This is a genomic window from Phyllobacterium sp. 22229 (assembly GCF_052056495.1).
Classification (GTDB): Bacteria; Pseudomonadota; Alphaproteobacteria; order Rhizobiales; family Rhizobiaceae; genus Phyllobacterium; species Phyllobacterium myrsinacearum.
In genome coordinates this window covers 138165-153613 of the sequence record NZ_JBQEPA010000007.1, presented here as the reverse complement: position 1 = coordinate 153613, position 15449 = coordinate 138165, and the positions used below count along the sequence as shown (strand labels likewise).

General features: G+C 62.9%; 12 protein-coding genes. 5 read left to right on the top strand and 7 right to left on the bottom strand.

All coding sequences use genetic code 11. The features are described 5' to 3' along the window. Positions 1-117: 117 nt before the first annotated feature. Positions 118-570: an Lrp/AsnC family transcriptional regulator gene (locus tag ACTJJ7_RS10670; protein ID WP_130272232.1), complete on the bottom strand. Its 453-nt coding sequence runs from the start codon at positions 568-570 to the stop codon at positions 118-120. A 122-nt stretch (positions 571-692) separates the two neighbouring features. On the opposite strand from ACTJJ7_RS10670, the gene ACTJJ7_RS10665 reads away from it, so the two are divergent. Next, positions 693-3746, top strand: coding sequence for an aminotransferase class III-fold pyridoxal phosphate-dependent enzyme (locus ACTJJ7_RS10665; RefSeq protein ID WP_440967020.1), 3054 nt, complete (start codon positions 693-695; stop codon positions 3744-3746). 87 nt (positions 3747-3833) lie between these two features. After that, entirely contained in the window at positions 3834-4850 is a 1017-nt protein-coding gene (locus ACTJJ7_RS10660) for an amino acid ABC transporter substrate-binding protein (protein ID WP_130272230.1), read from the top strand. A gap of 54 nt (positions 4851-4904) precedes the next feature. Here ACTJJ7_RS10660 and ACTJJ7_RS10655 read toward each other — a convergent pair whose 3' ends face one another. From ACTJJ7_RS10655 to ACTJJ7_RS10635, 5 genes are all read right to left on the bottom strand, one after another. Then, complete coding sequence (locus tag ACTJJ7_RS10655; RefSeq protein ID WP_130272229.1) at positions 4905-6452, bottom strand: DHA2 family efflux MFS transporter permease subunit; 1548 nt, start codon at positions 6450-6452, stop codon at positions 4905-4907. Continuing rightward, positions 6445-7650, bottom strand: a complete 1206-nt coding sequence (locus ACTJJ7_RS10650; RefSeq protein ID WP_440967017.1) for an HlyD family secretion protein — start codon at positions 7648-7650, stop codon at positions 6445-6447. Before ACTJJ7_RS10650 ends, ACTJJ7_RS10655 begins: the two co-directional genes overlap by 8 nt. After that, entirely contained in the window at positions 7643-8107 is a 465-nt protein-coding gene (locus ACTJJ7_RS10645; protein ID WP_105735155.1) for a MarR family winged helix-turn-helix transcriptional regulator, read from the bottom strand. The genes ACTJJ7_RS10650 and ACTJJ7_RS10645 overlap by 8 nt, the downstream gene beginning before the upstream one ends. Before the next feature lie 174 nt (positions 8108-8281). After that, positions 8282-9136: a ferredoxin--NADP reductase gene (locus tag ACTJJ7_RS10640; protein ID WP_440967015.1), complete on the bottom strand. Its 855-nt coding sequence runs from the start codon at positions 9134-9136 to the stop codon at positions 8282-8284. Positions 9137-9386: 250 nt separating this feature from the next. Beyond that, positions 9387-10373, bottom strand: coding sequence for an aldo/keto reductase (locus ACTJJ7_RS10635; protein WP_440967013.1), 987 nt, complete (start codon positions 10371-10373; stop codon positions 9387-9389). 172 nt (positions 10374-10545) lie between these two features. On the opposite strand from ACTJJ7_RS10635, the gene ACTJJ7_RS10630 reads away from it, so the two are divergent. From ACTJJ7_RS10630 to ACTJJ7_RS10620, 3 genes are read left to right on the top strand one after another with little or no spacing between them, the layout of a single operon-like run. Beyond that, a complete protein-coding gene (locus ACTJJ7_RS10630; protein ID WP_440967012.1) occupies positions 10546-11406 on the top strand; it encodes an ABC transporter substrate-binding protein in 861 nt (286 codons plus the stop codon). Then, positions 11403-12398, top strand: coding sequence for a FecCD family ABC transporter permease (locus ACTJJ7_RS10625; protein WP_105735151.1), 996 nt, complete (start codon positions 11403-11405; stop codon positions 12396-12398). Before ACTJJ7_RS10630 ends, ACTJJ7_RS10625 begins: the two co-directional genes overlap by 4 nt. Beyond that, positions 12395-13177 (top strand): ABC transporter ATP-binding protein, encoded by a 783-nt coding sequence (locus tag ACTJJ7_RS10620; RefSeq protein ID WP_440967011.1) that lies wholly within the window; start codon positions 12395-12397, stop codon positions 13175-13177. Before ACTJJ7_RS10625 ends, ACTJJ7_RS10620 begins: the two co-directional genes overlap by 4 nt. Before the next feature lie 2 nt (positions 13178-13179). Here the strand turns inward: ACTJJ7_RS10620 and ACTJJ7_RS10615 are convergent, their stop codons facing one another. After that, positions 13180-15429 carry a mechanosensitive ion channel family protein gene (locus tag ACTJJ7_RS10615; protein ID WP_440967009.1) on the bottom strand — a complete coding sequence of 750 codons (2250 nt, stop codon included), beginning with the start codon at positions 15427-15429 and terminating at the stop codon, positions 13180-13182. Positions 15430-15449 lie beyond the last annotated feature (20 nt).

Sequence of the window (15449 nt, the reverse complement as noted above, 5' to 3'; positions counted from 1 at the left end):
TTTGTTCGTCAAATCGACTTGCGGACAAGACGGAGTATGCGTGGTCCGGCCAAAACCCGGTATCCCGTTTGGCCGAAGAGATTGCCCGATCCTCCGAGAGTGAGGCTGATGCAGCGGTCACGCGCCCGCGTCGCTGCCCATCCGGTCGATGTCGCGGCGCAGGATGATGGATGTGGTGACGTCATCCACTTCCTCCAGCAGCGCCACCGTATCGCGGATGGTGTTGAGGTGGTTCATCGACGGCACCTCGACCTCGACAATCAGATCAAGCTGGCCGCTGACCGAGGAAACGCGCCGGACTTCCGGATGGGCGGCGAGCCGGTCGAGCACGCCAAGCGCCGGGGTGCGCACCAGGCTGATCAGCAGGAAGGCGCAGATCGCGCCCTCATTCAACTGCCCGATATCGGCCCGGTAGCCGCGGATGACGCCCGACCGTTCGAGAAAGAGAATGCGCTCGCTGGTTGCGCTGCGCGACAGGCCGATCTTTCCGGCAAGCGTCTTCAGCGGAATCTTGGCATCCCGCGACAGGATGCTCAGGATGTTCCGGTCCTTTTCATCGAGTTCCTTCATTGCCCTCTTCGTCCCCCCGACCAAATGCCGGTTCTGGCCGTCTTTCTGACGGTCAAACCGGCGGATTAACGGATGCCCCATTTTGAGGCCCGTGCCAAGCTCCGGTGAAAAGGAGCTGATGCATGATCAATCTGTCCCATCCGGCACCGGCATTTTCGAATGCGGACGCCCTCGCCATTGCCCGGCAGCATTTCGGCATCGAGGGCCGGATCAGTTCGCTCGCCAGCGAACGCGACCAGAATTTCCGGATCGATGCGTCCGATGGCTCCATCTGGATACTCAAGGCGGTCAATTCCAGTGAGCCGAAGGATCAGAGCGATTTCCAGACGGCGCTGCTGCATCATCTGGAAGCCAATGCCTCCGACCTGCCGGTGCCGCGCTTGCGCCGCTCGCTGGACGGACAGGTGCTGGTGCAGGTTCAATCCCCGTCGGGTGAGCGGCATTGCATCCGCGTCGTGTCCTGGCAGGACGGCGATCCCCTGGCCGAACGCGAACGCACGCCGGCGGTCCTGCAAAGCCTTGGCGGCATGCTTGGGCGGCTGGACAGGGCCATGCAGGGCTTCATGCATCCCGGCGCGCTCCGGACATTCGACTGGGACATGCGGGCGGCGGGCCTGTCGCGCCAGCGCCTGAAATATATCGACAATGCCGACGACCGTGCGCTGCTCGGCCGCTTCCTCGACCGGTTCGAGGCGCGGGTGGCGCCGCGCCTGCCTCGCTTACGCGCCGCCGTCATCCACAATGACGCCAATGACTGGAACGTGCTGGTCGATCCGGATAATCCGGGGAAAATTGCCGGCCTGATCGATTTCGGCGATGCGCTGCACAGCGTGCTGATCGCGGAAGTGGCGGTGGCCTGCGCCTATTCCATTCTCGATCTCGACGATCCCATCGGTGCGGCAGCCGTCATCGCCGCAGGTTTCCATGCGGAATATCCCCTGCAGGAACAGGAGCTGGACCTGCTGTTCGACCTGATCGCCATGCGGCTCGTCACCAGCGTCACGCTGTCGGCGCAGCGCAAGGACAAGACGGATGACAATCCCTATCTCGCCATCAGCGAGGCCCCCGCCTGGGCATTGCTGCGGCGCCTCGATGCGATCAATCCGGGTTTTGCCACGGCGATTTTCCGCCATGCCTGCGGATATGATGCAGCGGCCGGGGCCAAGGCGGTCGCTGGCTGGATCAAGCGCAACAACCGGACTTTTGCTCCGGTTCTCGCGCAGCATCCGGCCACCGCGGCCAAGGCGCTGGTTCCCTATGGCGATCCTGAAAATGCCATGACCATCTGGTCCGCCGCGCAGCAGCCTGATAAGGCAACCGCGTGGTGGGATGCCTATTGCGCGGAAACTGGCATTGCGCTCGGCATCGGGCCGTGGGGCGAAGAGCGCTCCGTCTACACCGGCCCGATGTTCGAATCGCGTTTTATTGCAGGCGAGCGGCGCACCCGCCATCTCGGCCTCGATCTCTTCATGGCTGCAGGCACGAAGCTGTTCACCCCCATCGCGGCAACTGTCGCAGAAGTCGTCATCGAGCCCGATCCGCTCGGCTATGGCTGCCTGATCAAGCTTGAGCACGCGCCGGATGGCTGCCCGCCCTTTGCAACGCTGTGGGGACATCTTGCGCATGAGGCCATGACGCGGCTGCGTCCGGGCGATGTGCTTCAGGCGGGCGATCTCGTCGGCCAAATGGGCGCGCCTGCGGAAAATGGCGGCTGGGCGCCGCATCTGCATCTGCAGCTTTCGGTCGATACATCCCTGTCGGCGACCGCCATCCTTGGCGTCGGCGAAGCGCGCTATCTCCCGGTCTGGGGCGAGCTGTTTCCGGACCCGGCCAATTTCATCGGCCTGCCACGCGAAACATTCCAGCAGACGGGGCGCAGCAGGGAGGCGATCGTCGCGGCGCGCCGCACATCGCTCCTGCCCAATCTGTCGATCTCCTATGCGGAGCCGATCAAGTTCGTGCGCGGCGAGGGTGTCTGGCTGATCGACGATCGCGGCCGGGCCTATCTCGACTGCTTCAACAATGTCTGCCATCTCGGCCATGCCCATCCGGATGTGGTCAGAGCCCTGTCGTGGCAGGCGGGCCTGCTCAACACCAACACGCGCTATCTCCACGACAACATCGTCACCTATGCGGAGCGGCTGACGGCGACGCTGCCCGGTGATCTCACCGTGGCGACCTTCGCCTGTTCGGGCAGCGAAGCCAACAGCCTGATGCTGCGGATGATGCGGGCGCATACGGGACGCGAGGAGGCGATTGTTCTCGATTGGGCCTATCATGGCACGACGCAGGAACTGATCGATCTCAGCCCCTACAAGTACAAGCGCAAGGGCGGCAAGGGCCGCAAGCCGCATGTCTATGAGGCCGCCATTCCCGATCCCTACCGGGCGCCGTCCGACTGGCCGCAGGCGGAGATTGCCAGCCGCTATGCGCAAAGCGTTGCCGAACAGATCGAGTTGATGCGCAAGGCCGGAAAAGCGCCGGGCCTGTTTCTTGCCGAGTCCATTCCCAGCGTTGCCGGTCAGGTTTTCCTGCCGGACGGCTACCTCAAGGACGTCTACGCGATGGTGCGCGCCGCTGGCGGCATCTGCGCGGCGGATGAAGTGCAGGTCGGTTTCGGCCGCGTCGGCAGCCATTGGTGGGCGTTCGAGACGCAAGGCGTCGTGCCCGACATCGTCACCATGGGCAAGCCCATCGGCAATGGCCATCCCATGGCGGCGGTGGTGACGACGCGCGAGATCGCGGCTTCCTTCAACAATGGCATGGAATATTTCAACACGTTCGGCGGCAATCCCGTTTCCTGTGCGGTGGGCCTTGCGGTGCTCGACGTGATCGAACGCGACAATCTGCGGCAGAATGCGTTGGACACAGGCAATTACCTGCTGCAGCGCTTCGAGGAGATGAAGGCCCGCCATGCCGTCATTGGCGATGTGCGCGGACAGGGGCTGTTTCTCGGTATCGAGCTGGTGACGGACCGCAAGAGCAAGGAGCCTGCCACACAGATTGCCCGCGCCATCAACAACGGCGCCAGGGAGCGCGGTGTCCTGATGGGAACAGAGGGACCGCACGACAACATCCTGAAGCTGCGCCCGCCGATGATTTTCAGCCGGGCCAATGCGGATTATCTCATCGACGTGTTGGAGGACACGTTCACGGCCGTCCTGGCGAAGCAGTGATCTAAAAACCGAAGAAAAGGACGAACCGCCGGGCAAGGTGTCCGGCGGGCGGGAAAGATTTATTCAATCACAATGAGGGAGAACATCATGAAACGGACTGCACTTCTCGCCCTGCTGCTGGCATCGGCAGCTTTTACCGCCACCCCGGCCAAAGCCGACACTCTGTCGGTGATCAAGGAACGCGGCCGCGTCAATTGCGGCGTCAGCCAGGGCGTTCTCGGCTTTTCCAATGCGGACAGCACGGGCAAATGGACCGGCTTCGACGTCGATTTCTGCCATGCGGTGTCAGCGGCGATTTTCGGCGACCCGGACAAGGTCAACTTCATTCCGCTTTCCACCAAGGACCGTTTCACCGCGCTGCAATCCGGCGAAGCCGATCTGTTGTCGCGCCAGACCACATGGACCTTGTCGCGCGACACCACCATGGGGCTCAAATTCGTTGGCACTGCCTATTATGACGGGCAGGGCTTCATGGTGAAGAAGTCGCTGGGCGTGAAGAGCGCAAAGGAACTCTCCGGCGCCTCGCTGTGCACGGAGACCGGCACGACAACCGAACTCAACGTCGCCGATTATTTCAAGGCGAACAACATCACCTACGAGATCGTCTCGTTCGAACGCCCGGATGAAACAATTGTCGCCCTGAACAATGGCCGCTGCGACGTCTATACGACGGATGCCTCCGCACTCTATGCGCAGAGGCTGACCCTGTCCGACCCCGAGGGGTTTATGGTTTTGCCCGAGATCATTTCCAAGGAACCGCTGGGACCGGCGGTGCGTCAGGGCGATGACCGCTGGTTCAACATCGTCCGCTGGACGCTGTTCTCGATGATCGAGGCGGAAGAGCTGGGCATTACCAGGGAGAACATCGCCAAGCAGATGGACTCCGGCAATCCGTCGATCAAGCGCTTTCTGGGCGCCGAGGGGGATACGGGCGCGCCGCTGGGCCTCGACAAGCGCTGGATCTACAACATCGTGTCGACAACCGGCAATTACGGTGAAATGTTCGACCGCAATCTCGGCAAGGGCAGCCCCTTGAAGATCGACCGGGGCATCAATGCCCTGTGGAATGCCGGCGGCCTGATGTATGCGCCGCCAGCGCGGTAAGACGCGGTTACCATGATAAAAGGGCGGGTGGCCGATGGACCGCCCGCCCTTGTTTCATTCCATCACCGCATGTTCCGGCGGTGCGGCGCTCGGTGCCGGCTTGCGCAGCAGGAACACCAGCGGGATAGCCGCCAGCGACATCAGCATCAGCAGCTTGAAATCATCCATATAGGCGATGATCGTGGCCTGCAGGGTGATGATACCGTCAAGCGAAGCGCGCCCCGCCGCCTTCAGCGGGTCGAGATGCTGCATCACGGCAGGCGCATTGAAGGCGTGGTTGAACGGCGTGACATAGGCGGCGATCGAGGCGTGGTTGGTCTGCACATTCTCGGTGATCAACGCCGTAACGATGGAAATGCCGACGCTGGAACCGATGTTGCGCGACAGATTGTACAGGCCCGTGCCTTCGCCGCGCATGCTGGCGGGCAGGGTGGCAAAGGCAATTGTTGTCAGCGGCACGAACAGGAAGCCGAGGCCCGCACCCTGGATGAAGCCGACGGAAACGATGGTCCACTGCGATACGTCAGGCGTCCAGCCGGTCATGTCATACATGGCCCAGGCGGTCAGCCCGAGGCCGAGCACCAGGAGGAAGCGCGTATCGACCTTGCCGATGAGGCGGCCGACGATGAACATGCACACCATCGTGCCGACGCCGCGCGGGCCCATGACGATACCCGCCGTGGTGACGGGATAACCCATCAGCGTCTGCAGATACGGCGTCATCAGGGCGAGCGAGGCGAGATAGGTCACGCCGACGATGAAGATGAAGAACATGCTGACGGCAAAGTTCCGGTCGAGGAACAGCCTTGGATTGACGAAGGACCGTTCGGCCGTGAAGGTATGGCTGAGGAACAGGTAGAAGGCGCCGGCGCAAACAAGCGCTTCCAGCTGGATTTCGCCTGACGAAAACCAGTCGAGCTGTTCGCCCCGGTCGAGAAAGAGCTGGAGGGCGGCGATGGCAAGGCTGAGCGTGCCGAAGCCGAACCAGTCCAGCTTGGCCTTCAGCTCCCGCCCGGTTTCGGTGACGAAGGCAACGATGCCGGCAAAGGCGAGAAGGCCGATGGGAACGTTGATGTAGAACACCCAGCGCCAGCTGATATTGTCGGTCAGCCAGCCGCCGATGACGGGGCCGAGCACGGGACCGACCATGACGGAAACGCCGAACAGCGCCATGGCCGAACCGCGCTCCTCGACGGAATAGATGTCGAGAAGGATGCCTTGCGACAGGGGAACGAGCGAGGCGCCGAACAGGCCCTGCAGCAGCCGGAAAGCCACGATCTGCGGCAGCGACTGGGCAATGCCGCACAGCACCGACGCCACGACGAAACCGGCGATGGCAGTGAGCAGGACGCGCTTGCGGCCGAAGCGGGCGGCGAGAAAGCCCGACGGCGGCGTCATGATGGCGGCAGCGACGATATAGGAGGTCAGCACCCAGTTGATCTGGTCGGCGCTCGCCGCAACGCTGCCCTGGATATAGGGCAGCGCCACATTGGCGATGGTCGTATCGAGCGCCTGCATGATCACGGCGAGAATGACACAGGCCGTGATCGCGCCGCGATTGGCAACCGGCGCGGTGCCCGGCAATGCGGCGGTGCTAGACATGATCCTTGCTGCCCAGGAGCGATTGCACGAAATGCGGCAGGCCGCGCGCATGGCCGGTATCGACTTCGGCCGTCACGCTCATGCCGACGCGCAGGGGCGGCTTGCCCGCCATGTCGTCGATGCTGACGAGCATGGGGATGCGCTGCACAACCTTAACCCAATTACCGGTTGTATTCTGTGCGGGCAGCAGCGAGAAGCTCGAGCCGGAGGCCGGGCTGATGCTGGCAACCGTGCCCTTCCATTCGACGCCCGGATAGGTGTCGACGGTGACGGTCACCGGCTGGCCGGGCTTCACATAGGTCAGCTCGGTTTCCTTGGGGCTGGCGGCGACCCACATATGGGTTGTCGAAACCAGGCTGAAACCGGCCTGCGAGGCCTGAAGATAGGCGCCGACCTGCAGCGAACTGACATTGGTCACGATCCCGTCGAAGGGCGCGCGCACGGTGGTGGCGTCAAAATCGTGCTGGGCCTTATCGACGGTTGCCTTTGCGGCGAGATAGGACGGATTCTGCTCGACCGGCTGGTCGGCATTGTTGCCCAATTGGGCGAGCGTGGTGGCGGCCTGCGCCCTGGCGACATCGACCTTCTGCTGCGCCGCATCCAGATCATGCTTGGCCTGATCATAGGTGGCTTTGGAGACGGCGGCGGTATTGGTCAGGTCCGCCTGGCGCTGCAGGGTCTTCTGGTAGAACGGAATGTCGGATTCCGCCTGGGCGATTTCCGCCAGCGTCTGCTTGTAGCTCGCCTGCAGGTTGAGAATCTGGTTGCGAACGGTGCCGAGCTGGGCCTGCGCGCCCTCAAGGGCGATGCGGTAGACGTCGGGGTTGACGCGGAACAGAACCTGTCCCTGCTTGACGACCTCGTTGTCATGCACATCGATGGCACTGACCAGCCCGGATATATCGGTGGAAACGCCGACCATGTCCGCCTGCACATAGGCGTTGTCGGTGGCCATGACCTGCCCGCCGGTGACGTAGAAATAGCCGCCCACCACGAGGGCAAGAGGCAGCGCGGCGAAGAGCACGGGGCGCAGGCGGTTGCGGCGGGTTTTCGGCGGCGTGATATCGGGCAGCGGCACCGGTTCGTTGACCCGTGCGGCGACAGGCGCTTCGCCGGGTGCGCCGGTCTTTTCCAGAACAGGTGCGGCCGGTTCGTCGGTATTGGCGGGAATGCGGGAATTGGGAGATCCGTCAGCCATGGTGTGTCTTCCTGTCATCGACCGGTGTCTGACAGGCATCGATCAAATTGGACTTCATAAGAGTTAGAGTGCGGATGAGATGTTCGCGGTCTTCGGCCGGTACATTTTCGAGGGCTTCGGACCGGGTGACTTCGCCGATGACGCGCATATCCGCCAGATGCGGGCGCGCTTCATCGCGCAGGAACAGCAGCCAGATGCGGCGGTCGGTTGGATGCCGGCGCCGCTCGATCAGGTTGCGCTCCTGCAGCTTGTCGAGGATGCGCACCAGGGTGATCGGTTCGATTTCAAGGATTTCGGCCAGTCCGGCCTGATGAATCCCCTCATTCTTGGACAGATAAGCCAGCGTCTGCCACTGCGACCGGGTCAGGCCGAGGCATTTGGCCCGTTGTTCAAACCGCTTGCGCAGCAACCGCGCAACATCGTGCAGCAGAAAGCCAAGAGTGGGTGTGTCGTCCATGATGTGGGGTTTTGAAACTCATAAGGGTGCTTATAACATTCACACATATAGCATGTGGACTCATCTTTTAGAAGAGGCAAGGTGTCACAAGTCAGTGAGAAAATCCGCATGGCAAAATGCCCGGCCTGTTGGGGCCGGGCACGCAATTTGAAAAGAGAAAGTCTGTGGAAGGGTTTAGCCGACGAAGGCCCGCTCGACCACATAGGTCGCCGGTTTGTTGTTGGCGCCCTCGACCAGGCCGAAGGATTCCAGAATGGCCTTGGTGTCGTGGATCATGTGCATCGAACCGCAGATCATGCCGCGGTCGGTTTCAGGATCGAGCGGCGGCAGGCCGAGATCGCTGAACAGCTTGCCGCTCTGCATCAGGTCGGTGATGCGGCCCATATGGGTGAATGGTTCGCGCGTGGTCGTGGTGTAGAGCCGCAGGCTGTCGGCAGCGAATTCGCCGATCAGCGGGTCATCCTTGATGCCCTCGACCATTTCGGTGATGTATTTCAGCTCGGCAATGTCCCGGCAGGTCTGGATCAGGATGACCTCTTCGAACTTTTCATAGGTTTCCGGATCGCGGATCAGGCTGGCGAAGGGGGCAACGCCGGTTCCGGTCGACAGCATGTAGAGCCGCTTGCCCGGGAGAAGCGCGTCGAGAACCAGCGTTCCCGTCGACTTCTTGCGCAGGAGCACCGTATCGCCGCGCTTGATTTTCTGCAGATGTTCGGTCAGCGGGCCGTTTTCGACCTTGATCGAGAAGAATTCGATTTCCTCGTCCCAGGACGGGCTGGCGATGGAATAGGCGCGATAGACAGGCTTTTCCGCATTGGGCAGGCCGATCATGACGAATTCGCCGGAACGGAAGCGGAAGCTTGTGGGCCGCGTGATACGGAAACGGAACAGGCGATCGGTATAGTGGCGCACCTCGGTGACCGTTTCCGCGAACACATTGTCGGGAATAACAAATGCAACTGGTGCCGAAACGTCATCCGTTGCATGAATTGGTGCCGCCGTGACGGTCGCTGACGAAGATGCAGTCATCCCTGGGTCTCTCGCTCAATACTTCGTGTCAACACATGAAAGAGAGCCGGGCGTTGCTCCATTCATTGCCTGATTTCCGGCCGCCGCAAACGCTGGCCGGGCGCGCTGAACGCAGTCAGCGAGCCCTTATGTAATCAGATGAGCGGAATATGCAATGGCTGATATTGCAAGGCAGATCAGCAAATTAGCGCTTGCTGCCACCCGATGAAACCCATGCCGATCCTAATCCGGAGCGATCTTTTAGAAGAATTTAGCGAAGGACGAAACGTTCGCAGTCGGTGTATACAGATTCCGGGACTTTCGTGGATAAAATTTCCAGATTGCGGGTCAGGCTCGAAGGCTTGGCGGTGCCGATCAAAACATTCGCCACGACCGGTTCACGGAACGGAAACTGGATGGCGGCCGCCGCCAGGGGCACATTTTCGGCCTCCGCAATGGCCTGCATGGCACGGACGCGCTCGAGAATATCCGGGGATGCCGGGCCATAGTCAAAATGCGCGCCGGGCACCGGTCCCGTCGCCAGAATGCCGGAATTGAACACGCCGCCAATGATGAGGGAGGTCCCTCGCGCCCGGCAGACGTCGAGCAGGCCGCGTTCGGCCGCGCGGTCGAGCAGGGAATAGCGCCCGGCGAGAAGAATGCCGTCGAGCGGATGCCGGGCCAGCACATCGAGGCAGACCTCGACTTCGTTCACCCCCAGCCCATAGGCGGCGATTGCCCCGGCCGATTTGAGTTCGTCCAGCGCCTTCAGGCCACTGCCGAGCAGCTGGTCCATATAGACGGCGTTTTGTTCGGCACCATGGGTGTAGGCACCGATATCATGGATGTAGAGGATGTCGATCCGGTTCAGGCCGAGGCGCGCCAGGCTGAACTCGAAGGACCGCATGATGCCGTCATAGCTGTAGTCATAGTCGACAGCGAAGGGCAGGGGATCGACGTAGGAATGATCGGGGACCTGATCCTCCGGCACCGGGCGCATGAGGCGGCCGACCTTTGTCGAAAGCACATAGCTGTCGCGCGGCTTGTCGCGCAGGAAGTCGCCGGTGCGGCGTTCCGACAGGCCGAAGCCGTAAAACGGCGCCGTGTCGAAATAGCGTATGCCGGCATCCCACGCGGTCTGCAGGGTTTCCATTGCGGCCTCGCGCGTGCATTCACGATACAGCCCGCCAATTGCCGCGCCGCCGAAGCCGATTTCAGTGACGGCCAGCGGCGTTTTACCAATGTTGCGAATGTCCAATTTGCTCTCCCGGAATCTGTGCCATGGTGGAAGCCGCAAAACGGGATGTCAACCGGCCGGACGATGGATATGCCGCAGGAATGACTATACGCCGGACGATATTGATGGCAGCTATAGGAAGGCTGCCGCATGCTGCATGCGGCCCTATCGATTGCCAGGGGAGTTTCTGGGCGTGAGCAGGGGATACAGATGGGCTGTCGGCGCAGGCGTGGCGTGGCTGGCATCCGCCGTTGCGCTGCTTGGCGCTGCCGATTCCGCTTCAGCCGAAGCACCGGCGCGCGTCGTTTCCATGAACCTGTGCACCGATCAGCTGGCGATGCTGCTGGCGTCTGGCGGGCAACTGGTTTCCGTGTCCTATCTCGCGGGGGACGCGACCGTATCGGTTCTGGCCGGGGAGGCGGGGGCGTTTGCGCTCAATCATGGTCAGGCGGAAGAGATATTCCTGATGCAGCCGGACCTTGTCCTGACCAGCACCTATACCACGCGGGCGACGGCCGGTATTCTCAAGCGGCTGGGATTTCGCGTCGAGGAATTCCCGCCGGAGTCCTCCTTCGACGATATCCGCGCCAATGTGCGGCGGATGGGCGCCCTGCTCGGCCGTCAGGCCAGGGCGGAAGAACTCCTGGGCGCGATGGACGCTGCGCTGGCAGATATTCCGGCGCGCAGCGCCGATGCACCCACCGTCGCGCTCTATTATGCCAACCAGATTACCTCGGGCCGCAACACCCTGGCGGGTGACGTGGTCAACCGGGCGGGACTGATCAATATGGGCGAAAAGCTCGGCCTCGACGGCACGCAAAAGCTGTCGCTGGAACAACTGGTCATGGCCAAGCCGGACCTGATTGCCACCCACACCGCCTATCCGGCGCCCGCCCTTGCCTATGACGCGCAGGTTCATCCGGCGTTCCGGGCGGCGCTGCAGGGGAAGAACCCCATCGATATCCCCGACAAATACTGGATATGCGGCGGGCCGTTCACGGTAGAGGCCGTCAAGCTGCTGTCGGATGCAGCCCGGCGGGAAGGCCCCAGATGAAGGATCGCTACCGTCTTTTGCTGTGCGGGCTTGCGCTGTTGACCCTTGTCCTGTTCGTGCTGTCGCTGCTCGCCGGTCCGGCCGCACTGGGCGTGTCCGACAGTATTCGCGCCCTGCTGACGGGACAGGGCGATGCCATCGTCATCGTCATGCGGGAAATACGGCTGCCGCGCGCGCTGCTCGGCCTGATGATCGGGGCGACCCTCGGGCTCTCCGGTGCGGTGCTGCAGGGCTATCTGCGCAATCCGCTGGCGGAACCGGGCCTTCTCGGGGTGAGTGCGTCGGCATCCCTCGGCGCGGTGATCGCCATCTATACGGGCCTATCCCTCGTTTTCCCGCTTGCCCTGCCGCTGATGGCGCTGGCAGGCGCTGTTCTCGCCGTCTTCCTGGTGCAGGCGCTGGCCGGCCGCGGTGCGGGCACGCTCACCGTCATTCTCGCCGGTGTCGCCGTCTCGAGCTTTGCCGGGGCGATGACCACGCTGGCGCTGAACCTGTCACCCAACCCGTTTGCGGCGATGGAAATCGTCTACTGGATGCTGGGATCCCTCACGGACCGCTCCATGCTGCATGTTGAGCTTGCCGCCCCGTTCATCCTTGCCGGCTGGGTGCTGCTGTTCAGTCTCGGCCGTTCGCTCGACGCCCTGACATTGGGGCCCGATGCCGCCGCCAGCATGGGCATCAACATCCGGCGGGTACAGTTCTTCGCCATTCTGGGCACGGCTGCGTCGGTCGGGGCGGCCACCGCCGTTGCCGGTGCCATCGGTTTCATCGGCCTCATCGTGCCGCATGTGCTGCGGCCGCTGGCGGGAGGACGGCCGTCACGTCTGCTTCCGGTGAGTGCACTCGGCGGCGCGTCGATGCTGATGGCTGCCGATATTCTCGTGCGGCTGATCGCGCCGGGCAGGGATTTGAAGCTTGGCGTCCTGACGGCCATGATCGGCGCACCCTTCTTCCTGTGGCTGGTGTTCCGCACGCGAAGGACGCTGATATGACGATCCTCAGCCTGTCCCATGTCCATGCCTCGCTCGGGTCCAGAGCCGTCCTGCACGATGTGTCGCTCGACGTTCGCGCCGGTGAATTTGTCGGGCTGATCGGCCCGAACGGTGCGGGCAAGTCGACCCTTCTGCGGAGCATTCTTGGCCTGGTGCCGTCGAGCGGCGACATCGGCATTGCCGGAAAACCGGCGAGGCGGATGAATAACCGGGAGCGGGCAAGGCACGTCGCCTATCTGCCGCAGGACCGCGAAATCGCCTGGGCCATGCCGGTGGAAGACCTCGTCGCGCTCGGCCGCACGCCCTACCGCCGCGGATTTTCCCGGCCAAGCGCGCATGATGCGGCGCTGGTCGAACAGGCGATGCAGCGGATGGATGTTCAGCAACTCCGCCATCGTTCGGCTCTCGCGCTTTCCGGCGGTGAACAGGCGCGGGTGCTGATTGCCCGTGCCCTGGCGCAGGACGCGGCGCTCCTGCTTGCGGATGAACCGGCGGCGGGGCTCGATCCGGCGCATCAGATCGGTCTGATGCAATCGCTCGCCGATCTGGCAGGCAAAGGGTCTGCGGTGGTGGCATCCCTGCACGATCTTGGCCTCGCCGCAGGCTGGTGCACCCGGCTGGTTCTCATCCATGCCGGCCGGATCGTTGCCGACGGCCGGCCCGCCGAGGTGCTGACGGCCGATCACATGCGCCGGATCTATGGCGTCGAGGCCTATCTCCAGGCAACGGAGCAGGGATTGATCGTCCAGCCCGTCGCACTTGCCGGCATGCCGGAGTGACACTAGCCCGGCTTGGCCGCCTGCGTCGACGCGAGTTCGGCGGCCTTCTCCAGAGCGATCTGGGTTGCCGCACCGGCACCGGCGGCGTCGTTGGTCCCCGAGCGTACGGTCACAGCATTGGATGCCAGCAGCAGACCGGCTTCGCGGAAAGCCACGAGCAGCCGCTTCATCGCCTCACGCTGGATGAGCGACGGGTTGCCCGGTTTGGCGGTGAATTTGAGCCGGACGATCATCGAATTCTCGGTGATGTCCTGAATGCCCTGAAACTTCAGCGGAACCAGAAATTCCGGGCCGAAATCCGGGTCTTCAAGCATCTCCTGGCCGACCTTCTTGACGGTCTTGCGAATTTTCTCCGGATCGGTGTCGCGATCAAAACGCAGCTCGAATTTGATCGTGCTCCAATCCCGGCTGTAATTCGTCACCGACTGGATCTGCCCGAAGGGGATGGTGTGTACCGGGCCATTCTGGTGCCTGAGCTGGAGGGAGCGCAGCGTGATGCGCTCGACGGTGCCCTTGAGCTTGCCGGTATCGATATATTCACCCGTGCGGAATGCGTCGTCGGCAATGAAGAATATGCCGGAAACCACATCCTTCACCAGGGTCTGCGAGCCAAAGGAAATGGCAAGCCCGAGAACGCCGAAACCGGCCAGCAGCGGTCCGATATCCATGCCGAGCGATGAAAGCACCACAAGCGCGGTGATCGCAACAATGGCGCCAAAGGCGAGATCGCGCACCAGCGGCAGGATCGTGGAGAGGCGCCCGGCGGCGGTGCGCACCGGTCCGTCCGTGTCCTCCTGTCCCGGCAGCAGCGGCCGCGAGGAGGGAGAAAGGGCGGTGAAATAATGCCGCAGGAAGCTCCAGATGGACCAGCCGATGACCACGGCAACGCTGATCCGGAGCAGGCCGGTGATGAGCGACAGCGCCATGGAATAGGCGCTGTCCATATAGCTCGTCCACAGACGGACAATGAGGAAGAGGCCGAGAAGCCAGATACCCCCGGTCGCCAGTGTCTGGATGGCGGCAATGAACGCCTGCGCCAGCGGCGGCAGGGGGGCGTCATTCTTGTGCCGCTCCTGCATCGCCGCAATCAGTGCATGCACGCCGAGCGCGATAATCGGGATCAGGAGCACGATAATCTGGGTTGCGCCCGCCGCCTCGCCCCAATGGGAAAGCTGGGGCGAACTGGCGGCCATGCAGCCGACGATCCAGATCAGGATGGCAACAAGGGACAGGAATGCCGGCAGCGCGCTTGCGATCAACCGCCGGGTCATGCTCGGTGCCGGTCCGGCAAACACGGCGGTGATGTCCTTTCGCCCGCCAATGAACCACCAGAGCTTCAAAACGGTCAGGATTGTTGCCGCAATCAGGAACCAGCCTTCGGTGACGCCGCGGCTGACACCGCTTTCCAGGGACAGGCGGACGAGCTGGCCAACCATGGCCCCGGTAAAGCCATAGGCAACCAGCATGCGGAAGTGCCATTGCGGATTGTTGATGGGCAGCAGCCTTGCCTGGGGATCGCCGGGCGAGAGGAAGAGCCGGCCCACCGCCGCATAGACGAGGGTCAGCCCGGCGGCATGCAGCAGCCGCAATGTGAGGTGCGAGGCCATCGGCGCATTGGCTGTCAGGACATTGATGACGATATGCCCGGCGGCAATGAAGGCGCAGATGCCGGCGATGTCGCGCACCGTGCGGGCAAGCGATCCGCGGGCGCGATGGACGAGATCGGCATCCGCGCCGATCGGACGGACGATCAGGGCCGTGCCGAGCCGGAAGACGATCCAGCCCGCGGCGGCGGCGGCCAGCAGCGCCCCCAGCGTGACGAGGGTGACCTGGCCCCAGTCGCCGCCCTGGCTTTGCAGCCCCTTATCCATCATGAAGGGCAATTCGACGATGTGGCCGATGCCCGTGAGCCCGACGGAAAGACCGGTGCTGAATGACTCCAGTGCGTTTTCGGCCAGGACTTCAGCCTGATCGAGCGGGGTGTCCGTGGACTGGGCGGCAGGCGCGGCCTTGGCTTTTGCCGCCGCGGGTGCCGGTTCATCCCAGCGCACGATCACATTGCGGCCGCTGGCATAGGCGGCCCGCAGGGTGTTGTTGATATCGGCCTCGCTCTGGCCGCGCTGCAGGATGACGGTGACCGTCCCGGCTGCGTCCTGGGCGGAAGCAGTTGTTGCAAGAACCCCGGGAAGCGCCGCGCAAAGACAGAGCAGGACCATTCGCATTGCCGATGGAATGTTCTGGCGTTTCAGCATCGCAGTCCCCCTCGTTCTGA